Annotated in this window: 23 protein-coding genes and 1 riboswitch; of the genes, 14 read left to right on the top strand and 9 right to left on the bottom strand. The window is 64.6% G+C overall.

What is annotated here, in order from left to right; translation table 11 throughout:
• Nucleotides 1–511 precede the first annotated feature (511 nt).
• A complete protein-coding gene (locus DRF71_RS19350; RefSeq protein ID WP_112312690.1) occupies nt 512–877 on the bottom strand; it encodes a bleomycin resistance protein in 366 nt (121 codons plus the stop codon).
• Between the two features lie 20 nt (nt 878–897).
• Nucleotides 898–2,100, bottom strand: a complete 1,203-nt coding sequence (locus DRF71_RS19345; protein WP_112312215.1) for a pyridoxal phosphate-dependent aminotransferase — start codon at nt 2,098–2,100, stop codon at nt 898–900.
• Between the two features lie 96 nt (nt 2,101–2,196).
• On the opposite strand from DRF71_RS19345, the gene DRF71_RS19340 reads away from it, so the two are divergent.
• From DRF71_RS19340 to DRF71_RS19330, 3 genes are all read left to right on the top strand, one after another.
• Nucleotides 2,197–2,619, top strand: a complete 423-nt coding sequence (locus DRF71_RS19340; RefSeq protein ID WP_112312214.1) for a helix-turn-helix domain-containing protein — start codon at nt 2,197–2,199, stop codon at nt 2,617–2,619.
• Nucleotides 2,620–2,622: 3 nt separating this feature from the next.
• The gene (locus DRF71_RS19335; RefSeq protein ID WP_232831598.1) at nt 2,623–2,928 is read left to right on the top strand and encodes an FAD assembly factor SdhE; all 306 of its coding nucleotides are present in this window, start codon (nt 2,623–2,625) and stop codon (nt 2,926–2,928) included.
• A gap of 87 nt (nt 2,929–3,015) precedes the next feature.
• Nucleotides 3,016–3,513 carry a MarR family winged helix-turn-helix transcriptional regulator gene (locus DRF71_RS19330; protein ID WP_112312213.1) on the top strand — a complete coding sequence of 166 codons (498 nt, stop codon included), beginning with the start codon at nt 3,016–3,018 and terminating at the stop codon, nt 3,511–3,513.
• Between the two features lie 1,733 nt (nt 3,514–5,246).
• Here DRF71_RS19330 and DRF71_RS19325 read toward each other — a convergent pair.
• A complete protein-coding gene (locus DRF71_RS19325; RefSeq protein WP_112312212.1) occupies nt 5,247–5,738 on the bottom strand; it encodes a DUF1178 family protein in 492 nt (163 codons plus the stop codon).
• Between the two features lie 144 nt (nt 5,739–5,882).
• Nucleotides 5,883–6,335: an NUDIX hydrolase gene (locus tag DRF71_RS19320; protein WP_232831597.1), complete on the bottom strand. Its 453-nt coding sequence runs from the start codon at nt 6,333–6,335 to the stop codon at nt 5,883–5,885.
• 258 nt (nt 6,336–6,593) lie between these two features.
• Here DRF71_RS19320 and thpR point away from each other — a divergent pair, with 258 nt between their 5' ends.
• From thpR to neuC, 3 genes are all read left to right on the top strand, one after another.
• A complete protein-coding gene (thpR, locus tag DRF71_RS19315) occupies nt 6,594–7,172 on the top strand; it encodes an RNA 2',3'-cyclic phosphodiesterase (protein WP_232831596.1) in 579 nt (192 codons plus the stop codon).
• 73 nt (nt 7,173–7,245) lie between these two features.
• Nucleotides 7,246–8,298 (top strand): N-acetylneuraminate synthase family protein, encoded by a 1,053-nt coding sequence (locus DRF71_RS19310; protein ID WP_198672285.1) that lies wholly within the window; start codon nt 7,246–7,248, stop codon nt 8,296–8,298.
• Complete coding sequence (gene neuC / locus DRF71_RS19305) at nt 8,295–9,419, top strand: UDP-N-acetylglucosamine 2-epimerase (RefSeq protein ID WP_232831595.1); 1,125 nt, start codon at nt 8,295–8,297, stop codon at nt 9,417–9,419. Before DRF71_RS19310 ends, neuC begins: the two co-directional genes overlap by 4 nt.
• Before the next feature lie 7 nt (nt 9,420–9,426).
• On the opposite strand, the gene DRF71_RS19300 is transcribed toward neuC, so the two are convergent.
• The 4 genes from DRF71_RS19300 to DRF71_RS19285 form a co-directional block, all read right to left on the bottom strand.
• Nucleotides 9,427–10,218, bottom strand: coding sequence for an SDR family NAD(P)-dependent oxidoreductase (locus DRF71_RS19300; protein ID WP_112312208.1), 792 nt, complete (start codon nt 10,216–10,218; stop codon nt 9,427–9,429).
• Nucleotides 10,211–10,921 (bottom strand): acylneuraminate cytidylyltransferase family protein, encoded by a 711-nt coding sequence (locus DRF71_RS19295; protein ID WP_112312207.1) that lies wholly within the window; start codon nt 10,919–10,921, stop codon nt 10,211–10,213. The genes DRF71_RS19300 and DRF71_RS19295 overlap by 8 nt, the downstream gene beginning before the upstream one ends.
• Nucleotides 10,918–11,859, bottom strand: coding sequence for a Gfo/Idh/MocA family protein (locus tag DRF71_RS19290; protein WP_112312206.1), 942 nt, complete (start codon nt 11,857–11,859; stop codon nt 10,918–10,920). The genes DRF71_RS19295 and DRF71_RS19290 overlap by 4 nt, the downstream gene beginning before the upstream one ends.
• Before the next feature lie 140 nt (nt 11,860–11,999).
• On the bottom strand, nt 12,000–13,445 hold the full coding sequence (locus DRF71_RS19285) for an amidase (protein ID WP_112312687.1): 1,446 nt from the start codon (nt 13,443–13,445) through the stop codon (nt 12,000–12,002).
• Between the two features lie 169 nt (nt 13,446–13,614).
• Nucleotides 13,615–13,844: riboswitch (cobalamin riboswitch) on the top strand.
• 143 nt (nt 13,845–13,987) lie between these two features.
• Between DRF71_RS19285 and DRF71_RS19280 the strand changes: the two genes are divergently transcribed.
• From DRF71_RS19280 to rpmG, 7 genes are all read left to right on the top strand, one after another.
• A complete protein-coding gene (locus DRF71_RS19280; protein WP_112312205.1) occupies nt 13,988–14,656 on the top strand; it encodes a TonB-dependent receptor in 669 nt (222 codons plus the stop codon).
• Entirely contained in the window at nt 14,574–15,875 is a 1,302-nt protein-coding gene (locus DRF71_RS19275) for a TonB-dependent receptor plug domain-containing protein (RefSeq protein ID WP_232831633.1), read from the top strand. The genes DRF71_RS19280 and DRF71_RS19275 overlap by 83 nt, the downstream gene beginning before the upstream one ends.
• Nucleotides 15,875–16,756, top strand: a complete 882-nt coding sequence (locus DRF71_RS19270; RefSeq protein WP_112312203.1) for an ABC transporter substrate-binding protein — start codon at nt 15,875–15,877, stop codon at nt 16,754–16,756. Before DRF71_RS19275 ends, DRF71_RS19270 begins: the two co-directional genes overlap by 1 nt.
• Nucleotides 16,753–17,736 (top strand): FecCD family ABC transporter permease, encoded by a 984-nt coding sequence (locus DRF71_RS19265; RefSeq protein ID WP_112312202.1) that lies wholly within the window; start codon nt 16,753–16,755, stop codon nt 17,734–17,736. Before DRF71_RS19270 ends, DRF71_RS19265 begins: the two co-directional genes overlap by 4 nt.
• Nucleotides 17,733–18,476 (top strand): ABC transporter ATP-binding protein, encoded by a 744-nt coding sequence (locus tag DRF71_RS19260; RefSeq protein ID WP_112312201.1) that lies wholly within the window; start codon nt 17,733–17,735, stop codon nt 18,474–18,476. Before DRF71_RS19265 ends, DRF71_RS19260 begins: the two co-directional genes overlap by 4 nt.
• Nucleotides 18,473–19,162 (top strand): adenosylcobinamide amidohydrolase, encoded by a 690-nt coding sequence (locus DRF71_RS19255; protein ID WP_112312200.1) that lies wholly within the window; start codon nt 18,473–18,475, stop codon nt 19,160–19,162. Before DRF71_RS19260 ends, DRF71_RS19255 begins: the two co-directional genes overlap by 4 nt.
• A 246-nt stretch (nt 19,163–19,408) precedes the next feature.
• Entirely contained in the window at nt 19,409–19,576 is a 168-nt protein-coding gene (gene rpmG / locus DRF71_RS19250; RefSeq protein WP_023666545.1) for a 50S ribosomal protein L33, read from the top strand.
• A gap of 463 nt (nt 19,577–20,039) precedes the next feature.
• On the opposite strand, the gene DRF71_RS19245 is transcribed toward rpmG, so the two are convergent.
• A complete protein-coding gene (locus tag DRF71_RS19245; RefSeq protein WP_269814389.1) occupies nt 20,040–20,663 on the bottom strand; it encodes an ATP-binding protein in 624 nt (207 codons plus the stop codon).
• A gap of 86 nt (nt 20,664–20,749) precedes the next feature.
• On the opposite strand from DRF71_RS19245, the gene DRF71_RS29505 reads away from it, so the two are divergent.
• The gene (locus DRF71_RS29505; protein WP_269814388.1) at nt 20,750–21,022 is read left to right on the top strand and encodes a transposase; all 273 of its coding nucleotides are present in this window, start codon (nt 20,750–20,752) and stop codon (nt 21,020–21,022) included.
• Nucleotides 21,023–21,216: the final 194 nt, after the last annotated feature.

The following is a 21,216-nucleotide window of genomic DNA, read 5'->3' as shown; positions in this document are numbered from 1 at the left end:
CTCAATCCCGCTGATTTAAGCGCAAGACCCAGCAAAAACCAGCCCCTGCGGGTCTCTGCTATTGGGGCAGTCTGAAATGTCGTTTTGAGGGGTTTGTAAGGAGCGTGCCTTTTCGGTGCTGGTTTGACCGCTTCCTCCAGCGCGACAAGGTCTTCGAGGCCAGCGGATTGGACAACCAGCGTCGCGATGAACCAAAGGCCGGCCACGCACTCAGTTTCAACCCGGAGCACTCGCATGGGGCGGATCAATCCCCGGGCGGGCGCTTATCGGCTCTCGCCTTTCCGCCCTTAACCCGTCTTCGCGCTGAGCGTCATGGTCAGGCAGCGGAATGCAGGACACATCTTCCGTCGCCAGGTCCGGGTGCGCCTCGCAGGCTGGTCACCGTCACGGGGGGCGTTCGGGTCTCCTGGTCATACTCTCAGGACAAAGCCTGCCCGCGCTATGCGCAAATTCTGCCCCAAGCGCGCGTAAATTTTCTGATTTCAAACGGGCCCATACCGGGTCTCTCCCGTCAGTCGCGGTTGTCGATCACCCGCAAAAGCGAGCCATCGGGGTCGATCAGCGCGAACATCCTCGGCGCCCCATCCGGGCGGAAGAAGCCGGTCAGGCGCGGAATTCCCTCGCTTCCCGAAGGCAGGCCCAGCTTTTGCCATTCCGCCAGCACTGCATCCGGGTCATCCAGGCGGATACAGGCCGAGAAGTTGCTGCTTTTGGGGTCAAGATCGGGCCAGCCGAAAAACTCCAGCTCCAGCGCCCCGCGCCCGATGATCATCCAGCCTTCGCTGAAATAACGCGTTTCAAAGCCGAGGCGGCCGTAGAAATCTGCCGTCGCCCGCATGTCGCGCGCCGGCAGATTGGCGGTGATCCGGTCACCCATCATTGCCCCGACCGTCCCGCTCAGACCAGGCTTGCGCAGAAGCGCTGAATGCGGGCGCAGGCCTCGCGCAGCACCTCATCCGAGGTCGCATAGCTCACCCGGAAATTCGGGCTGAGCCCGAATGCCGCGCCAAAGACCACCGCTACGCCGGCCTCTTCCAGCAGCGCGGTTGCAAAGACCTCATCATTGGTGATCACCACGCCGGCCGGTGTCGCCTTGCCGATACAGCCGGAAATATCCGGATAGACGTAAAAGGCGCCTTCGGGCTTCGGGCAGGTGATGCCTGTCGCCTTGTTCAGCATCGACACCACCAGATCGCGCCGGCCCTGGAACACCCGGCGCCAGTCGGCGAGGAAATCCTGCTTCCCGCTCAGCGCCTCAAGCGCGGCCCATTGGCTGACCGAGCAGGTGTTAGAGGTCGAATTCGACTGGATATTCGCCATGGCCTTGATCAGCGCCACCGGACCCGCCGCATAGCCGATCCGCCAGCCGGTCATCGCATAGGCTTTCGAGACGCCATTGCAGGTCAGGGTGCGGTCATAAAGCCCCGGCTCGATTTGCGCCGGTGTGGTGAATTCGAAATCGTCGAAAACCAGATGTTCATACATATCATCCGACATCACCCAGACATGGGGGTGGCGCATCAGCACATCGGTCAGCGCCTTCAGCTCTGCCCGCGAATAGCCGGCGCCGGTCGGGTTCGAGGGCGAGTTGAAGATGAACCACTTGGTCTTCGGCGTGATCGCGGCCTCAAGTTGTTCGGGCGTGATGCGGAAATTGTTCTCCAGCCCCGCCACCACTTCGACCGGGGTGCCGCCCGCCAGCTGCACCATATCCGGATAGCTCACCCAGTAAGGCGCCGGGATGATCACCTCATCGCCCTTGTTCAGCGTGGCGATCAGCGCGTTGAAGAGGATCTGCTTGCCGCCGGTGCCGACGGTTACCTGCTGGGGCGTATAGGTCAGCCCGTTCTCGCGCAGGAATTTCGCGCAGATCGCGGCTTTCAGCTCGGGGATGCCATCCACCGCCGTGTAGCGGGTTTTCCCGGCATCAATCGCCCGTTTCGCGGCATCGCGGATATGCTCGGGCGTGTCGAAATCCGGCTCACCGGCGCCAAGGCCGATCACGTCCTTGCCGGCCGCCGCCAGCTCGCGCGCTTTATTGGTGACCGCGATGGTGGCCGATGGTTTCACACGGGCAAGCGTATCGGACAGAAAGGCCATTTCCGGGTCTCCGGTGGGGTTGTTTGCATTTTCCGGTCACGGGTCTTAGGCTTGCCCCCCCGTTCATACAAGCGATATCAGCAAAGGAGAGGCGTGATGGCGGAAAGCAGCACAGAACGTGAGCCGGGCACCGATTTTTCCCCCGAGGACTGGTTCTCGGCGGATGTGGCGACCCTTGGCGACCGGATCGCAGGTGCGCGCGAGGCGGCGGGCCTGACGCAGGAGGATCTGGCGCAGCGTCTTGGCGTGCGTCTGACCACGGTTCATGCCTGGGAAGATGACATGGCCGAGCCGAGGGGCAATCGCCTCTCGACGCTGGCCGGGCTTTTGAATGTCTCGATCACCTGGCTCATCACAGCCGAGGGCGAGGGCGTGACGATCGGAGACGCCCCACCGCTTTCGGCGCCGCTGCGCGATGCGCTGGCCGATCTGAACCGGCTTCGGGTGCAGGCAGCGGGACTTGTGCAGGAGATCGCAACGGTGGAGAAGCGGCTCAGACAGGCTTTGCGGCAGGAGTGAGCGATGGTGGCGAAAGAGGGGGCGGTGCCGGGCGAAAGCCATGAGGCGCGGCTGAAGCGGATGCGGATGCGCAGCTGGCGGCGTGGCATCAAGGAGATGGATCTGGTTTTCGGCCCCTTTGCCGATAGCGGGCTGGCGGATCTGACCGGGGCGGAGCTTGATCTTTACGACCGCCTTTTGTCGGAAAATGATCAGGACCTGCTGACCTGGGTTCTGGGCACCGTGCCCGCACCCGGCTGGACCGCGCCCCTGCTGCCCCGGATCGCCGCCTTTTCCGCTGCGCGGCTGGCGCGTCAGGATTTGCGATAAATCTCGGAAAAATCTCCGCGAGTTTACGGATTGTTTGTGCTTTGTGCTGATTCTGTATCCGTCTGTTCAGTACGGAGAAAAGTATAAATGTCCCTCCATCAATCCGTTCTCGATGGATCGCAGAAAGCGTTCCTCTCCTGCTATCTCGACAATCTGGGCCTGGTAGAACGCCTGCACAGATTGCTGCTGGATGTCATCAAGGATGAGTTCGAGCGTCTTCGCGTGCTGGAGGTGAATCCCGTCCAGGCCTTGCTGCTCTTCAATATCGGCGAAAATGAGGTGACCGCGGGCGAGCTGAAAAGCCGCGGCTATTATCAGGGCTCGAATGTCAGCTACAATCTCAAGAAGCTGGTCGATCTGGGCTATATGCACCATCAGCGCTCCGAGATTGACCGCAGATCCGTCCGCGTGCGGCTGACCGAAAAGGGCCGCACGCTGCGCAACCAGGTCTCGGATCTGTTCCGCCGCCATGCCGAAGGGCTGGAGAAGCGCGGCGTGATCGACGTGAGCGGTATGGATGAGATCAACACCTCGCTGCGCCGGATGGAACGGTTCTGGACCGAACAGATCCGCTACATTTACTGACCCGCGCCGGATTTGCTGACTGCGCCAGCGAGAGGCTTCCTGCGATCACCGCCTTCATAGCCGAGACCGGAACGCAGGGAGTACGGATACCGGCGCGTTCCGCGCCCTGCGCGGTGGGCGGCGATCAGGCGCTGCCCATTGCCAGCGCCAGCGCTGGTGTATGGGTGCCATGGGAGGATTGCCCCTGATACCGCCCAGCTGCTGAAGCGCAGCGCCGCCGGCTCCTGCTGTGCTCCCGGAGGACATTCGGGTGGCGCCACCCGGCCTCTGCCGGGATCCGCTACAGAGGCGGGGCTTCTGCCCGGGCCGGGCTGCCCCCCCGGACCGAAGCATATCCGTGCGGGCAGGTCCGCAAATCACGGCAGCTTTCGTGTTCAGAAAGCCCTGGCGGGGCAATCATGCATCGGCCATGGCCCGTTCCGCCCGCTTCCGCTCGATGGGGGCGCCGGTTGGGTTCTGTCTCCGGATCCGGAACCGTGAGTGTCGCCGCGCGCCAATTTCCGGACTGTGATGGCCTGGCATCCGGATGAAAATGCATCTGTCAGGATCTGTCAGAGGTCTGCAACTGCGCGCCAGACCCTGACGCCAGCCGGTGCTGGCAGCGGTCAGATCATGTGCTTTCGGTGCGCACCCCCCCCGGCTCCATCAGCACGGCCTCGATATAATCCCCGATCACAGCGGCGATCTGGTCCGGGGATGCGCCTCTCGCCAATCCGGATCAGAGCCTGTGCCCTGCCGGCACCCCATTCGGGTTCAGCGAGGGCCGGGCCCGCCGCGCCTGGTCCACCAGGTCACCCCGGCCCCGCGCGTCAGCATCTTGTCTGTGCTGATGGTGCGAGGGGTGCCATCCTGTATCCACCGGGTCCAGGGGGTCGCTATCACGCGGTGCGCGTTTTAATCGGTGGGATGCCCCCAGTCCTGAAAACAGGCGAGGTGGTCATCAGGACTGACCCGCATGTCCTGGAGGATGTCATAGCAGGCACAATTGCGCGTGGCGGCATACCACTCCATGATCCGGGCAAGAGACCAGATCACTGCATCATGCCGGAGCGCCGGGTGCCCGGCCGGGGTTGAAAACTCTGACGGTGGTGAGGCGAAGATGGCCACCGGCTCGCACCCGGCAGCTCTTATAGTGAATCGCGAAACGGCGCCGAATTGAGTTCCGCAGCGCCCCAGATGGTCGATCTCTCACATTTGACGATCTGATCCGGGACGAATGCGCCTGCCTACGCCGGAGGTTTCCATGTCCTTATTCGCCGGTCCGATGCCAAAAGCCTCCACACAGGGCGCGCCCTGTGTCGAATGCCTCGGGCCGGACCTGCAAGTTCAGTTTCTGCGGCGCTTTGGCGGTCCCGCGACGCATTTCTCAACCGGCGGATCCTGGCTTATGCCGGAAAATCCCGGAAATACCCGCCGTTTACCAGCCATTGTTGCCCGATCGGGCGCAATGCGGGACCATTGAGTACAACACGCCCGTGAGCCACAGGCATCTTCATCCGGCTCATCCATACCGCCACACCGGGAGCGCCATTTTGCGAGCCTCGCCGTGCTGGCGGCAAAGCTTCGGCACCGCCACTCCGCTCCAGGCCTGACGGAGCAGGGGCGTCCTCTGAGGCGCCGAAAAACGGCTCTTTCGCAATCGAGTGTCCCATGTTCACGGCGCATGGGAAAGCCTTGCTTGCGCATCCCCGCAACCATGGGGAGGATTGCCGTTTCCGGCGCAGCCAGGATGCTCAGTTCGTCTTGCGCCGGGGCAGGAAGGGGAGCGGGGCGACGCGCACGCCATCTTCCAGCAACTGACGGGCCTCTTCGGGCTTTGCCTCGCCATAGATCGAGCGTTCGGGCGCGTCGCCCTCATGGATGCGGCGCGCCTCGACTGCGAAATTCATGCCGACATATTCCGAATTCTTTTCAACCTCGCGGCGTAAAGCGGCAAGCGCCTTTTCCATTTCTTCGCGGCCCGGCGCGGGCGGGGAGGGTGTTTCGCCGGCAGGCAGTCCGGCAGATGCAGGCGCTGATCCCGCCCCGGCTGGCTCAGCCCCGTGGCCGCCCGCCTTGCGGCCAGGGCTCAGCGAGGGGGCCATCAGCGCCTTGCTGACATGCGCATTGCCGCAGACCGGGCAGGAGAGATGGCCGGACGAGGCCAGCCCGTCGAAGGTCTGACCATCCGCGAACCAGCTTTCAAACCTGTGCCCTGTCTCGCATTGCAGCGCGTAGCGGATCATTCTGCTCACCCTTCTGCCGGCCCGGCGGCGTATATCCGCAGCATTGCGCGACCGTGATATGAAGAAGCTAGTGCTTCCCGGGCCAGGGTCAAGGCGTCAATACAACCCTGCCGGTCGCATCTTCGGTGCCTCGGCCCGGGTCCCTCAGGACTGACCGTCGGTGCCGGAGGCCCCGCCCGTCTCCCTGGCCGCGAAGGCGAGGATCAGCTGCTGCAGTTCCGGCTCATCCACCTTGCGGGCGGCTTTTTCCGGGCTGAACCATTTGCGCTGCCGCTGGCGATGCTCGGGATATTTGCGCGCAAGTTTGGCTACCCGCAGCGGATAGACCTCGACATCGCAGCGCAGCGACAGATCGGCCTCGCGGCTGAGCACCTTGTCATAGCTGTAGCGTCCCAGCGGCGGCCCGTCGACGGTGCCGGTGACCCCTGCCTCTTCCCAGGCCTCGGTCAGCGCGGCATCGGCATGGCTGCGATCCGCCATCGGCCAGCCCTTGGGCAACACCCAGCGGCCGGTATCGCGGCTGGTGATAAGCAGGATCTTTGTCCCGTCTTTGCCCTCATTCCAGCACAAAGCGGCAAGCTGCAACCTGCTTTCCAAACCGGAATCCCGATAGAGTGACCTGACCTGCCTGTTCATAACACTTACCAGCTACGCAACGCATCCCTTGGCGCATGCAGAAAAAAACTGCCAGCCCGGGCGTCTGTTATACATATGAATTAATGTGCATGATACGAGCCTGTCGGCATATGATTATATGGCTTTTCCGCAAGATTTTCTGTTTATGAGACTAATATACACAATATTATGATGGCAGATGTGGCAATGACCCCGTCAGGGCGGGGGTGAAAACGGATGATGCGCGTATTTATCGGACTGGATCTGCCGGGACCTCTGCGCGAGGCGCTGGTCATGCAGCAATTCCTTTTGCCCTTGCAGCGCCGGGTTCCGGCCGAGGATCTGCATATCACGCTGGTTTTTTGCGAAAAGCTGCGTGATGACGCGGCCGGGGCGCTGCATGATGCGCTGTCTTCGCTGCATCTGCCGGGCTTTGACCTCACGCTTGCCGGGCTGGGGCTTTTCGGTGGCAACAGGCCGCACAGCGCCTGGGCCGGGGTGGCGCAATCGGACGGGCTTGTCGCGCTGCAGGCCGCGGTCGAGGCGGCGGGGCGGCGCGCCGGGCTTGACCTGCCGCATCGCCGCTTTGTGCCGCATGTGACGCTGGGCCGGTTCGCGCGCCCCGATCCGGCCACTCTGATGCGGCTTGAACGCGGCATCGCCGCCGGGGCGGGCTTTGCCGCCGGGCCCTGGCGGGTCGATGAGATGGTGCTGTGGCACAGCGAGCTCACCGAAGGCGGCCCCCGCTACAGCGAACTGGCCCGCTATCCTTTCACCGAAGCCCGCCGCCCGCCGCCGGGCTCGGGTACGCTTCCTTGACAAGCGCAAAGCAGGGGTGCAGCACGGGCAAAGTTTGATCCGTTACGCCCAGGACAGAAAGCAGGCCAGCCCCATGACCCGCCCGACCACCCGTTCCATCACCATTGCCGGCCGCGAGATCGGCCCGGCCCATCCGCCGCTGGTCATTGCCGAAATCGGCATCAATCATGGCGGTGATCTGGATGTCGCGAAAGAGATGGTGCGCCTTGCCGCCGGGGCCGGCTGCGAGATGGTCAAGCATCAGACCCATATCATCGAAGACGAGATGACCGAGGAGGCGAAGCAGATATTCCCTCCGAATGCCGATGTCTCGATCTGGGATGTGATGGCGCGCTGCGCCCTGTCGCAAGATGCCGAGGCCGAGCTGAAGCGCTATACCGAAAGCCTCGGGATGATCTGGATCTCGACGCCGTTTTCGCGCGCGGCGGCGGATTTCCTCGAAACGCTGGACGTGCCGGCCTATAAGATCGGCTCGGGCGAGGCCGACAACCTGCCGCTCATTCGCCATATCGCGAAGAAGGGCAGGCCGGTGATCATGTCGACCGGCATGCAGACCATCGAGACGATCCGCGCCAGCGTCGATATTCTGGATGCCTCGGGCGTGCCCTATGCGCTGCTGGAATGCACCAATCTCTATCCGAGCCCGGCGGAAATCGTCAGCTTGCGCGGCGTGACCGAACTGAAAGACGCCTTTCCGAATGCGGTTGTCGGCTTCTCGGATCACTCCATCGGGCCGGAAATGGCGCTGGCTTCGGTGGCCCTTGGCGCCACGATCCTTGAGCGCCATTATACCGACAGTCGCTACCGCAAAGGGCCGGACATCATCAATTCGATGGACCCTGCGGAGCTGAGGTTCCTGATCGACCGCTCGAAAGAGATCTGGATCGCCGCGAACAACCCGAAACAACGCTCGGCGCCGGAAGAGGATGTCTACCGTTTCGCGCGCGGCTCGGTGGTGGCGGATCGCGATCTGCCCCTGGGCCATGTGATCCATGAGACCGACATCTGGGCGCGGCGTCCGGGTTCCGGTGAGATCCCGGCCTATGATTTCGACAAGCTGATCGGCAAGCGCCTGACCCGTGCTGTGACCCGCAACACCCAGCTGAAATGGAGCGATCTGGCGTGACGTCCGGGGCGCGCAGGATCCTTTTCCTCACCGGCACCCGCGCCGATTTCGGCAAGCTGGAGCCGCTGGCGGCGGCGGCGCGCGATGCCGGCCATGAGGTCACGTTCTTCGTGACCGGCATGCATATGATGACCCGCTACGGGCTGACCGCGCATGAGGTGCGGCGCCAGCCCGGCATCGCGACGCATGAATTCCTCAACCAGCGTCCCGGCGATCCGCAGGATATCGTGCTGGCGAAAACCGTAACCGGCTTTTCGGATTTCATCACCGAAAGCCGCCCCGACCTGATCGTCATCCATGGCGACCGGATCGAGGCGATGGCGGGCGCGCTGGTCTCGGCCACGAATTACATCCGCTCGGCCCATATCGAGGGGGGCGAGGTCTCGGGCACCATCGACGAGGTGTTCCGCCACTGCAATACCAAGCTCTGCACCCATCATTTTGTCTCGTCCGAGACCGCGAAACGGCGGGTGATGGCACTGGGGGAACCCGAGGACGTGATCCATGTGATCGGCTCGCCGGAACTCGATTTCCACGCGCGCCCTTCGGGCGTCAGCCTTGATGAGGTGCGGGCGCGCTATGCGATCCCGTTTACGGATTACGGCATCGCGACCTTCCATCCGGTGACCTCGGAACAGGCGACGATGGGCCCTCAGGCCGAGGCTTTGTTCGCGGCGCTCGCGGACAGCCAGCGCAATTTCGTGGTGATCGCACCGAATAACGATCCGGGATCAGAGGCGATTTTCCGGGTGCTCGACGCTTTGCCGAAAGCGCGGTTCCGGGTGCTGCCTTCGATGCGCTTCGCGCATTTTTCCGAGCTGATGCGCAATGCCGCCTGTATCGTCGGCAATTCCTCGGCGGGCGTGCGCGAGGCGCCATTCCTCGGCGTGCCCTCGCTGGATGTCGGCACACGGCAGACCAACCGCTCGGACGCGGCTTCTGTCACCGCCGTGTCGGCTTTTGACCGCGGGGCGATCCTGGGCTTTCTCACCAATGCCTGGGGCCAGAAAGCGCCCCGCGATGCCGGCTTCGGCGAGGGGGCTGCGGCGGATCGTTTCGTCGAAGTGCTGGCCGATCCCGCCTTCTGGGACCGGCCCTTGCAAAAGGCGTTTCGCGACTGAGGGGCGGTTACCAGCCCGAGAAACCGCCATCCACATTGATCAGCTGGCCGGTGATATAGCCGGCCTGCGGGCTCGCCAGAAACAGCATCGCATCGGCGATCTCATCGGGTTTCGCCATGCGGTCCAGCATGATCAGCTCGCCGACGCGTTTCTGGAATTCCTCGGAATGGCCGTTGAACACCGCCCCCGGCGCAATGGTGTTGACGGTCGCGCCGCGCCCCGCCCAGTAGCCGGCCAGCCAGACCGTCAGCCCATGCACCCCGGCTTTCGACACGCCATAGGCCGAGAAATTCTTGAAGGGCATCCCCTCATAAATCTTGTGATGCGCCCCGTTCAGCGCATACATCGACGCGACATTGACCAGGGTGCAGGGGCGCTTGCCGACGATATCGCGGTCCATCTGCCGCGCCACCATGAAAGGCGCGGTCAGATTGGTGCGCATGGTCTTTTCCCAATCCCTGACCTCCAGGTCACAGAAATCGGGAAAGCCTTTGCCGGCGCCCATCAAAAGCTCGCCGGTGATGGCGGCATTGTTGAGGACGACATTCGGCTCCCACCCATCTTTTTCGATGCGTTTGAAGATGGTTACGACCTGATCCTCATCCGAGACATCAAGCTCGTAGAAGCGGAAATTCTCATTGCCCCGATGCGCCTCCTGCAGTGCCTCGGCGCGGTTGCCGGGCAGGTCGGAACTGACGACCCGGGCGCCTTCGGCCAGCATCCGCCGCACATAGGTCGACCCCAGAACCCCGCCAGAACCCGTGATGAAAACCGTGCGGCCTTTCAGCTGATCAGCCATGATGCGCCCCTTCCTGAGCTTCTTTCAGCAAAAACTCGACCAGCCGGAAATCGAACGGGCTGTCGATATCGACGCAGCGCTCGGGCGGCATGAGGAAGGGGATCACGCGCCCTTCCCAAAGCCCTTTCGAGCGGTGCAGGTATGCGGGCGCGACGACATAGGTGCTGGCCGCATGTTCATAAACCACCGGCGCCTGCTGGCGGGCGACGACGCCACCGGGCAGCGGTTTCGACACATGCAGCGCGCCACTCGCATCGCGCTCGACAAGGTTGAAATAGGGGTTCTTTCGCGCCTCGCAGCAGGACATGACCATATCGGGCGCCTCTTGCGCGAAAAGATCCAGCGCGCCGGTGATATCCTCGGGCAGCCGTAAAGGCGAGGTGCAGTCGAGGTCAAGAAACCCCGTCACCGCGCGGGGCAGCAGCCCCTGTGAGGCCTCAAGCGCGTGCTGCCAGACCCCCCATTTGCCCGCCTGATCGGTCGCCAGATGCGCCGGGCGCAGCCCGATCTTCAGCGCGCCCTTCGCCACCGCATGATCGTAGATCTCTTCATCATCGGTCGAGACCACCACCGCATCGACCTGCCGGTGCGCGAACAGCTGATCCAGCGACCAGTCGATCAGAGGCTTGCCGCAGATCAGCCTGAAATTCTTGCGTGGCACGCCTTTAGAGCCCTTACGCGCCCCGATATGACCCAGGATCATGGGATTTCCTTTTCAATCATGCCGATAAACCGCCGCGCTTCCCAGGCATCGGCCACCAGCCTTGCCGAGGGCAGAGCCAGATCAAGCCGCGGCAGCAGCTTGTTGCCCGAGGTCTCGCGGCCAGAGACCAGCGCCAGAAAGTCGCGCATCAACGACAGAAACATCTCGTTTCTGTCCAGCGGTTTATCCAGGGACGTCTCGCCATTCATATCGGTCACCAGGTAGCGCTGCGCCGCGAAATCGAAATCGCAGACCTCCCGCAGCCCGCGCAGAATCGTGCGGCGATGCAGCTTCGGCGTCAGGTAATCCATCGCGACCTCCGCTGCCACACCGCCCCCCGAAAGGGTGATACGGCTCGCCATATCGACCCCCGGGTAAGCGGCATGGCCCTGAGCCTCGACCGTCTGAACGGCAAGGCCGGGAAACAGGCAGTGCGCCATGTCGAGCTCATGGCAGAGATCAAGCAGCACGCCGCCCCCCGCTGCCCGCGCCGAATAACTCCCGGAAAACGTCCAGTTCTGCCGCCATTGCGTCACATCATGGCCAATCGAGAACGAGGCCTGAAACACCCCCGACAGATCGCGCGCCGCCAGTGCGCGCAAGGCCGGGTGGTAGCGCATCATATACCCAAGCACCGAACGCTGAGCGACAGGCGCAATCACCGCCTCGATCTCTTCCAGCTCGCGTCTTGAAAAGGCCAGCGGCTTTTCGATGTAAAGCGGCTTTTCCGCCGCTGCCGCCAGGGCGATCAGCTCCAGCCGCACATCGGTTGCGGTCGCGATCACCGCCGCGTCAAACCCGGCAATCTCTGCCGCAAAGCCTGCGGCGCCGTAATCGCGCCAGCCGCGCAATGTCGCCTCCGCACCAAGCGCCTGCAGATTGTCATAATGGCGCCGCCCGATCGAGCCTGCCCCCACCACCAGAACCTTCAGCCCCATGACCCACCTCCGCTTTCCAGAGCCCTCGCATGATCCTGCCGCGCCGAACACCCCCCTTCATCTGTCCGGAAATATCCTCGGGGGGAGCGCGGACCCCGCGCACGGGGGGCAGACAGCCCCCCGTTCCACGGCTGTCACTCTTACCCGGCCAATGCGGCGCGCCGGTTCCAGTAAACCGCTGCCTCCACCTCGGCGCAAAGTGCGATCAACTCTTCATCCGCCCCGAAAGGCGCCGCCAGATGCACGCCGATGGGCAGGCCGGATCCCGACCAGCCCAGAGGCAAAGACGCCGCCGGCTGGCCGCTTGCATTGAACACCGCCGCAAAGGGCGAATAATCGAAACAGCGCCCCGGTCCGAGGCGGTAATCGACATAATCCTCGGTATCATGGCTGAAGCGGCCAACCCGCGCCGGCGGTTCGGCCAGGGTGGCGGAAAGCAGGATGTCATAGCCAGGCCCTGTTTCGGGGCGGAAGAAAGACGCCATTTCGCGGCCGAAATCATGGATATCCTCGACCGCCTCCAGATAGCGCAGCGGCCCAAGCGCCTCGGCATGCTTCACCGCGCCGCGCCCGATGCCCTCGACCAGATCGGAGGTCAGCGCGCGGCCCTTCAGCTTTTGCCGGATCGACAGCGCGGTGCCGACCGCGACGATATCGGTCCAGGCCCGCATCATGGTGGCGATATCGGCCTTTGGCCGCGCGGGCTCGACATGATGGCCAAGGCCTTCCAGCAGCCGCCCGGCCTCCTGCACCGCCGCCGCGACCTCGGGGTCAATCGCACCTCCGGTGAAGGTGGTGTCACACAAAGCCACCCTGAGCCGACGGGGTGGCGCGGAAATCGCCTGGGCATAGCCTTTCGCCAGCGATGGCGCATAGTAGGGCGCGCCAGCGTCAGCCCCCTCGCAGGCATCAAGCATCACGGCGGTGTCGCGCACCGAGCGCGTCAGGAACCCGTCAATCGCCATGCCGCCCCAGCCCTCGCCGGACCAGGGGCCATCGGGCAGCCGCGCCCGGGTCGGTTTGAACCCGAACAGCCCACAGCTTGCCGCCGGCACCCGGACCGAGCCGCCGCCATCCGAGCCATGTGCAAATGCCACGATCCCCGCCGCCACCGCCGCCGCCGCGCCACCCGAAGAGCCGCCGGCGGTATGGCCGGGGTTCCACGGGTTGCGGGTCGGGCCGCCATAGACGGCGGCCTCGGTCGCGATGCCGATGCCGCCTTCGGGGCTGGTGGTGCGCCCGAACGTCACCACGCCGGTCGCCCGCATCCGCGCCATCAGATTGCAATCGGCGGCATAGGTCTTGCCCGGATCAAGGCGCGAGCCGTTATGCGAGGGCAGACCCTTTGCCTCCAGCCCCAGATCCTTGATCAGGAAGGGCACACCGCGAAACGGCCCGCGCGGCAGGCCGGCGCGGATTTCCGCCCGCGCAACCTCTTCCTGCACCAGCACCACCGCATTGATCGCGGGATTGCGCGCCTCTACCGCAGCCAGTGCCGCATCAAGCAGCTCATCCGGGCTTACCTCGCCCTTTGCCACCAGCCCCGCCAGTTCGGTCGCATCCCGCGCACCCAGATCCCCGATCATCCGCGATTCCCCGCTTGCCATTCCGGCGCCAGTCTGGACGCGGCATCGTAGAAAGGTCCAGAGCCGCCAGACATCGCCGTTATCGCAACCATGTGGCAGCCGCGACGAAAGCGGCACCGTCCGCGACATCCGCCCGCGCCAGTGGCTTGACAGCCGCCGGGGCGGGTTTCATGGAGGAGACAGCATCGGTTCCCAGGTCGCTTTCGCAAGAAAGAAGGAAGGGAGAATAGGGAATGTGGACGGGCCGTTCCGGCCCCCGCCACAGCTGCCCCCGCAACTGTAAGCGGCGAGCGGCGGTTGAACATGCCACTGGAGGCCTTCGAAAGGGCGTCTCCGGGAAGGCCAGCCGTCTGCCCAGACCCGCGAAGCCAGGAGACCTGCCGCTGCCGATCACCCTTTCCCTCGCACGGGGCGTGCGGCGGAGGGCGGAGTTCCGCCAGAGGTGACGTTCATGCGTCGCAGGCGGGCTGTTCCCCACTTGTGGCGAAAACGCATCCGGGCGGCAGGCGGATCTGCCGGCTCCGAAACACGAGAGACGAGACATGCTTCACAGGGTTTCCCATCTTGCGCTGATCACCGCCCTGACGACGGGCCTGACGACGGGCCTCGGCTCCGGCGGCGCTCTGGCGCAAGCGGCGGACGAGCCGGTCGATCTGGGCACCATCACGCTGACCGCAAGCGGCGAGCCGGTGGCGCTGAGCCGCACAGGCGCGACGGTGACGGTGCTGACGGCGGCAGAGATCGAAAAACGCGGCACGCTGTCGCTGGCGGGGCTGTTGCGGCAACTGCCTTCGGTGGCGCTGGCCTCGAATGGCGGCATGGGGGCCACCACGACACTGCGCCTGCGCGGATTGCCGGGCTATTATATCGGCAGCCGGATCGACGGGATCGACGTCTCCGACCCGTCAAATACCCAGCATTTCTTTGATTTCGGTGGCACGACCACCGCAGGCGTCTCGCGGATCGAGGTGCTGCGCGGCTCGCAATCGGCGCTTTACGGCTCCGAGGCGGTCGCGGGCGTGATCGACATCACCAGCTGGCGCCCCGAGGCAGATGGCGTCTCAGGCGAGGCCGCGCTGGAAGGCGGCACCGATCAGACCTGGGCCGGCACGCTGTCCCTTGGCTTTCGTGACGCCCGCAGCGCATTCGCGATCTCTGCCAACCGCACCATCAGACGGCATTTCCTCTTATGCGAAGGGCATCGAGGATGACGCTTTCCGCGCCAGCTCGCTCACGGTTTACGGCGCTTATGACCTGACCGACAGCGTGACGCTGGGCTTTAACGGCTTCCGGAAATCCTCGTATAACGACTTCGACACCGGCACCGGCGATGCGCCGAACCATGGCAATGCGGATCTGACCGGCGGCCGTGTCTTCCTGCGCGCGGATCTCGGCGCGACCTGGCATGAGCTGTCGGTCACGAAGATGAAGACCGACCGCGAGACCTATGAATGGAACAGCTGGACCTCGCAGCTGGACCAGTTCCTGTTCGACAGCGAGCGGGACGTGATCGCCTGGCATGGCGGCTGGAGCGTCAGCGACAGCCTGTCGCTGAACTGGGGGCTTGAGCATAAGGAAGAGAATTTCACCACCCTGTCGCCCTATGGTTCCGAGGCCGGCACCGCGCGCACCAGCTCGGCCTCGGCCGAGCTCCTCTGGGCGGCGACCCCCGATCTCGACCTGTCGCTCGCGTTGCGCCATGATGATCACAGCCGGTTCGGTGGCCAGAATTCGGCCCGTGCAGCGCTGGCCTGGCGGCCCGATGAAAGCTGGATCCTTCGCGCCGTCGCGGCCAAAGGCTACCGGGCGCCCTCGCTTTACGAGCTGCATTCCGGCTATGGCAATCCCGCCTTTACCCAGGAAAACAGCCGCAGCTTCGAGCTGGGCGCGGAAAAGCTGTTTGCCAATGGTTCGGTCCAGGTGACGCTGTTCGATACCAGGATCAGCGACCAGATCATCTTTGACAATGTGCCCTTCATCTATCGCCAGATCGACGGCACCTCGACCAGTCGCGGTGTCGAGCTGACCGGCCGGGTCGAAATCGCCTCGGGCTGGCAGCTTTTCGGCAATTACACCTATGCCGATGTGGTGATCGACGAGGCCGGACAGGAGCGTGGCGCCCCGCGCGCCCCGCGTCACAACCTGACCATCGGCGCCGAGGGCCAGATCACCGATCGCTTCAGCGCGGCACTGTCGGTCACCCGCATGGCCGGGGTGCGGGATGAATACTGGGACTGGGGCGCGATGGTCCTCGTGCAGGAGGAGCTGCCGGATTACACCCTTGCCAATATCACCCTGGCCTATGAGCTGAACGAGAAGACCGAGGCCTGGCTCCGCGTCGAGAACCTGTTCGATGAGGAATACCAGACCGCGCGCAATTACGGCCAGCCCGGGCGCCAGATCTTCCTCGGCCTGCGGACAAAGTTCTGATGCTGCGCGCCGCCGCCTGTCTGGTCGCGTGCCTCGCACTGCCGGCGGCGGCGGAAACCTCTGCGGTGCCGGCGCGGGTGGTCTCTATCAATCTCTGCACCGATCAGCTTGCGATGATGCTGGCGGGCCCGGATCAGCTGATCTCGGTCAGCGAGCTGGCCTCGGACCCGCTGGCCTCTTCGATGCCGGAAGAGGCGGCCGGATATGTGCAGAACCGGGGCGGGGCAGAGCAGGTCTTTCTGCTGAAACCCGATCTGGTTCTGGCCGGCACCTATACCGCGCGGGCCAGCGTCGATCTTTTGCGCCGGCTCGGGGTCAGGGTGGAGCAGGTGGAGCCGGTCACCTCGCTGGCGGGTGTCAGCATCCAGATCCGCCAGGTCGCCGCTGCAATGGGTCGCGAGGCCGAAGGCGAGGCGCTGGTTGCCGAATTCGAGGCCGCGCTTGCGGCCCTCGCCAGCGATCTGCCGCCCGGAGAGCCGCCCGACCAGGCGCTGGTGCCGGCGGCGCTGTATTACCCGAACGGCTATACGACGGGGAAGGGGACGCTCTCGGATGATGTCCTCGCCCATACCGGCTTTTCAAATATCGGTGCCAGCGCGGGGGTGACCGGCGGGGGGATATTGCCGATGGAGCTGCTGGTGATGGCGGAGCCTGCGCTGGTGGTGACCTCGAAACCCTATCCGGGCGCGTCGCGATCCGAGGAAATCCTCAGCCACCCGGCGCTGACACAACTGAAAGGCCGGGTCGGCGTGGTGGCCTTCAGCGATGCCGACTGGATCTGTGGCACGCCGCATATCCTGCGGGCGGTGGCGGCGATGCGCGCGGCGCGCCTGTCGGCGGGGGGCGTGGCTACAGCACAGCCGGAGGGCGCGGGCGAATGAAATATCTGCTTCCGCTGCTGGCGGTGCTGGTGGCGCTGCTGTTCTGCGCCTCGCTGCTGATCGGTCCGGCGGCCATGGGGCTGGGCGAGAGCCTGCGCGCGCTTTTCACCGGCGAGGGCGGGCCGGTCGTGCTGGTGATGCAGGAGATCCGGTTGCCGCGCGCGCTGCTGGGCCTGCTGGTCGGCGCCGCTCTGGGGCTGTCGGGCGCCGCGATGCAGGGCTATCTGCGCAACCCGCTGGCCGAGCCGGGGCTGATCGGGGTTTCTGCCTCGGCGGCGCTTGGCGCGGTGCTGACGCTGCAGACCGGCCTCGCGGCGGCGTTCTCGCTGGCCTTGCCGCTGGCCGCGCTGGCGGGGGCGGGGCTTGCCTCGCTTCTGATCCTCGCCCTGGCCGGCCCGCGTGGCGGCGCGCTGGCGCTGATCCTTGCCGGGATTGCGATTTCCGCCCTGGCGGGGGCGGCGACCTCGCTGGTGCTGAACCTCTCGCCCAATCCTTTTGCGGCGGCCGAGATCGTCTATTGGATGATGGGCTCGCTGGCCGACCGCTCGTTCACCCATGTCTGGCTGGCAGCGCCTTTCATCCTTGCGGGGATGGCGGCGCTGATGACGCTGGGGCGGGGGCTTGATGCGATGACTTTGGGCGAGGATGCCGCCGAGAGCCTCGGGATCAGGCCGGCAAGGCTGCGCTTCGTGTTGATCTGTGGCACTGCGGCGGCGGTGGGGGCTTCGGTCGCGGTGGCGGGCGCGATTGGTTTCGTGGGCCTTGTGGTGCCGCATGTGCTGCGCCCGCTGGTGGGCGCACGGCCCTCGCGGCTCTTGCCGGCTTCGGCACTTGGAGGCGCGGCGGTGCTGCTCGCGGCCGATATCGCGACGCGGCTGATTGCGCCCGACCGTGACCTGAAACTCGGCGTCCTGACGGCGCTGGTCGGGGCGCCGTTTTTCCTGCATCTGATCTGGAAGATGCGGAGGGTCGAGGCATGAGTCTGCTCAGCCTGGAAAACATCACCGTGCGGCGCGGCACCTTATCGGTGGTCGATGGCGTCAGCCTGACGGTCAGCGCAGGCGAGTTTGTCGGGCTGATCGGTCCGAACGGCGCCGGCAAGACCTCGCTGATGCGGGCGGCGCTTGGGCTTTTGCCGCATGAGGGCCGCTCAAATCTCGCGCAGATGTCCGCCGCGCGGCGCGCGCGCGCGGTGGCCTTTCTGCCCCAGGGGCGCGAGATCGCCTGGCCGGTTTCGGTCGCCGATCTGGTGGCGCTTGGCCGCGCGCCCTGGGGCAATGCCGATCCCGCCGACCCGGCGGTGCGGCGCGCGCTGGCGCGGCTGGATCTGGAGGGCTTCGCCTCCCGTGCGGCCACCAGCCTCTCCGGGGGCGAGCAGGCGCGGGCACTGATCGCGCGGGCGCTGGCGCAGGAGACACCGCTTCTGATCGCGGATGAACCCGGGGCAGGGCTCGATCCCGAGGCGCAGATCCGCATGATGACGATCTTTGCCGGTCTGGCGCAAGACGGGCGCGCGGTGCTGGCCTCGGTCCATGATCTGGGCCTTGCCGCCCGCCATTGCACAAGGCTGATCCTGCTGGAGCGCGGTCGGCTGGTCGCGGATGGCCCGCCGCGCGAGGTGCTGTCAGAGGCCAGGCTGGCCGGCGTGTTCCATATCCGCGCCCATCTGTTCGAAAACGAGGACGGGCTGATCTTCCAGCCGCTCGGGGTGATCCGGTGATCGTGGATCACCTCGCCCGGCCCTGGCTGATCGCCCGGCTGCCCGGGCCGATGCGCATCCTTTCCCATGCGCCCTTCGGATCAGGGTTCGTTAGGGGCGACAGCATCGCCTGGCGGGAGGTGAAGAACAGCGATCTGAGCCCGGATTTCCCTGTAGAGGACTGGTTTCGCGCCGAGATGTCCCGCGCGCCCATGGCGGCGACGGTGGGCATGATGACCTCGCGCGACGTGTCTTCGCGCGTGCTGGCCGAGGCGCAATGTGAGGGGGTTCGCGCGGCGGCGCTGGTGACTCTTGGGCTTTCCAATGCCGAAGCGGTGGGCCGGCGCCTGCCCTGGCACAGCGCCGATGGGGCGGGCTATGGCACGGTGAATATCCTCGTCGCCACAGATGCGGCGCTGACGGAAACCGCGCAGATCGAGGCGCTGACCATCGCGGTTCAGGCCCGCACGGCTGCGATTATGGATCTCGGGCTGGATCTGCCAACCGGGCGGGCCACCGGCACCGGAACAGATTGCCTCGCACTGGCCTGTGAGGCGGGGCAGGGGCTCTATGCCGGGCTTCACACAGCCACCGGTGAGGCAGTCGGGGCTGCGGTGCGCGCGGCGGTGACGCGCGCTGGCGCAGGCTGGATGACATGGCGCGAACAGAAACGGCAGGAAAGGGGGGCGCTGCCCCCCAGGGCCTGACGGCCCTCCCCCCGGGATATTTAAGGACAGATGAATGAAAGAAACTTGCTTCATCTGTCCTTAAATATCCCCGCCGGAGGCTCCGCCGGAAGCCTGAGGCGGTGCGCTTGCGGGCCTGCCCCGGACCGTGACGGAGACTCGCATTTCCGGGTGTTTTTGACTGTTGACTCTGGCCCCAATGCCCTTAAAAGGCGGGTTCAAAGATTTCGCGGGGAAGTCAGCTTTCCCGATCCAGGAGAGACGACTATGGCGAAGCCGACGACGATCAAGATCCGTCTGAACTCGACGGCGGGCACCGGGCACTTCTATGTGACCAAAAAGAATGCCCGTACCATGACCGAGAAGATGGTTGTGAAGAAATACGACCCCGTCAAGCGGGAGCATGTCGAGTATAAGGAAGGCAAGATCAAGTGATGATCTTGTGTCGCCAGGCTGGTTTACCCTTGATTTCATAAGGTTGGGGTGAGGCGGAAAGCGGCTGAAAAATCTGTGCAGGCGGTTGTCCAGGCAGTCGTCGCATTGGCAGGGTGTTGCAGGCATGCAGCGCCCTTTTTCGTTCGCAAGTGATCATTGGGAACGGGTATACTTACAAAGCGGCTTATGCGGGGTGCGGCGGATTGACCCGGAGCGGGCCGGGCCGGAACCTCAGCGCCATGAGCACGACCTCCCCGGAATAACCACTCGCCCTTCTCACAAGCCTCATTAATGACGTCCCGGCATTTTCAATTGACGCAAGACTGACTGACTCTGATCAGCGTTGGATCGGGCGAGTGGAGGCAGTACCAGCCTCATGCAACAATTGCGGATTTCGGCAGAACCGGACAGCGTTTTCAGTAAGTCGCGGAGAGTTGAACGGCGGCTGGTCGTTGGGTTGCTGTCATTCGACCTGGATGAGGATTTCGGGGTTTTCGGTCCTGGTCAATCCGGGCCTGGCGCTTTTTCGGCGCATGCTGTCTCCCTTGAGTTCGATGCGATGGGCGTTGTGTATGATGCGGCCGAGGACAGCGTCTGCGATGGTGGGCTCGCCGATCTTCTGATGCCAGCCTGGGACCGGGAGCTGGGCGGTGAGAAGGGTGGACCGGCGCTGATAGCGTTCCTCGAAGAGTTCGGGCAGGTCCAGGCGCTGCTGGCCTGTCAGACAGTGAGTGCCCCAATCGTCAAGGACCAGCAGCTGTACGCGGACGCGCTTGTCGATCAGTCTCGGGAGCCGGCCAACGAGGCGTGCGGTGGCCATTTCGTCGAAGAGGCGCGGCATCCGGGCATAGGCGACGGATTTGTCGATCCGCGCGGCCTGATGGGCGAAGGCACAGGCGTGCCAGGTCTTTCCGGTGTCGGTCTGGCCGGTCAGTATGATCTGTTCGCGGGCTTTGCGCCAGCCGCCCTGGGCCAGCGACATGATCAGCCGGCGGTCGGAAAGCGCATCTTCGCATGCCTGAGCCGGTTGGCGAAGCGCGTGTCGCCACGCCACGCGGCCTCCCGATCGGGCATGAGACCCAGCCATTCGTAATCGTTTCCTGGCTCCCAGCTTCCGGCTCTCATCGTGATGGGTTCTTTGGACCCTGGTGCTTGTTGGAATGGATTTTCTCCATGGAGACTACATTGGAGGTTCTCCCGGTTGGCGGTCGTGGCCGTCGGAACCGGAAGTGGCCTGATGAGGTGAAGGCCCGGATCGTGGCGGCGACGCTGACGCCGGGTATCACGGTGCATGCCGTGGCGCGGCGTCATGGTGTTCCGGCGAACCACGTTTTTGCCTGGCGCATACTGGCGCGGAAAGGGCGGCTGGTGCTGCCAGCGCCGGACCGGGCGGGCGATTTCGACAATCGCGCTGTCGAGGTTCTCGAGCACGATCTGCGCCAATGAGGGGGCTGACTCCTGGCGCCACGACAAGCCGCACAGCATCAGCGAACGCCGCCATGCTTACGACGAGGCGAGATTGAAAGCCCGCATCAATCAGACCGGAGGCCGCGAGAGGCCAAAGAGCAGGCCGCGATCCGGAAGCGGCTCACCCGGAACGCACTGGAAGCCTGCACCACGCGCCAAAGGATGGCCTCCGG

The sequence above is a fragment of the Pseudogemmobacter bohemicus genome, assembly GCF_003290025.1.
Classification (GTDB): domain Bacteria; phylum Pseudomonadota; class Alphaproteobacteria; order Rhodobacterales; family Rhodobacteraceae; genus Pseudogemmobacter; species Pseudogemmobacter bohemicus.
This window is presented reverse-complemented; position numbering and strand designations above follow the sequence as displayed.

Excerpts from the sequence above, each read along its gene's own strand:
- DRF71_RS19350 (WP_112312690.1), bottom strand. The coding sequence starts at position 877 with ATGGGTGACCGGATCACCGCCAATCTGCCGGCGCGCGACATGCGGGCG.
- DRF71_RS19345 (WP_112312215.1), bottom strand. The coding sequence starts at position 2,100 with ATGGCCTTTCTGTCCGATACGCTTGCCCGTGTGAAACCATCGGCCACC.
- DRF71_RS19340 (WP_112312214.1), top strand. The coding sequence starts at position 2,197 with ATGGCGGAAAGCAGCACAGAACGTGAGCCGGGCACCGATTTTTCCCCC.
- DRF71_RS19335 (WP_232831598.1), top strand. The coding sequence starts at position 2,623 with ATGGTGGCGAAAGAGGGGGCGGTGCCGGGCGAAAGCCATGAGGCGCGG.
- DRF71_RS19330 (WP_112312213.1), top strand. The coding sequence starts at position 3,016 with ATGTCCCTCCATCAATCCGTTCTCGATGGATCGCAGAAAGCGTTCCTC.
- DRF71_RS19325 (WP_112312212.1), bottom strand. The coding sequence starts at position 5,738 with ATGATCCGCTACGCGCTGCAATGCGAGACAGGGCACAGGTTTGAAAGC.
- thpR (WP_232831596.1), top strand. The coding sequence starts at position 6,594 with ATGCGCGTATTTATCGGACTGGATCTGCCGGGACCTCTGCGCGAGGCG.
- DRF71_RS19310 (WP_198672285.1), top strand. The coding sequence starts at position 7,246 with ATGACCCGCCCGACCACCCGTTCCATCACCATTGCCGGCCGCGAGATC.
- DRF71_RS19300 (WP_112312208.1), bottom strand. The coding sequence starts at position 10,218 with ATGGCTGATCAGCTGAAAGGCCGCACGGTTTTCATCACGGGTTCTGGC.
- DRF71_RS19295 (WP_112312207.1), bottom strand. The coding sequence starts at position 10,921 with ATGATCCTGGGTCATATCGGGGCGCGTAAGGGCTCTAAAGGCGTGCCA.
- DRF71_RS19290 (WP_112312206.1), bottom strand. The coding sequence starts at position 11,859 with ATGGGGCTGAAGGTTCTGGTGGTGGGGGCAGGCTCGATCGGGCGGCGC.
- DRF71_RS19285 (WP_112312687.1), bottom strand. The coding sequence starts at position 13,445 with ATGATCGGGGATCTGGGTGCGCGGGATGCGACCGAACTGGCGGGGCTG.
- DRF71_RS19280 (WP_112312205.1), top strand. The coding sequence starts at position 13,988 with ATGCTTCACAGGGTTTCCCATCTTGCGCTGATCACCGCCCTGACGACG.
- DRF71_RS19270 (WP_112312203.1), top strand. The coding sequence starts at position 15,875 with ATGCTGCGCGCCGCCGCCTGTCTGGTCGCGTGCCTCGCACTGCCGGCG.
- DRF71_RS19265 (WP_112312202.1), top strand. The coding sequence starts at position 16,753 with ATGAAATATCTGCTTCCGCTGCTGGCGGTGCTGGTGGCGCTGCTGTTC.
- DRF71_RS19260 (WP_112312201.1), top strand. The coding sequence starts at position 17,733 with ATGAGTCTGCTCAGCCTGGAAAACATCACCGTGCGGCGCGGCACCTTA.
- rpmG (WP_023666545.1), top strand. The coding sequence starts at position 19,409 with ATGGCGAAGCCGACGACGATCAAGATCCGTCTGAACTCGACGGCGGGC.
- DRF71_RS19245 (WP_269814389.1), bottom strand. The coding sequence starts at position 20,663 with ATGGCTGGGTCTCATGCCCGATCGGGAGGCCGCGTGGCGTGGCGACAC.
- DRF71_RS29505 (WP_269814388.1), top strand. The coding sequence starts at position 20,750 with ATGGAGACTACATTGGAGGTTCTCCCGGTTGGCGGTCGTGGCCGTCGG.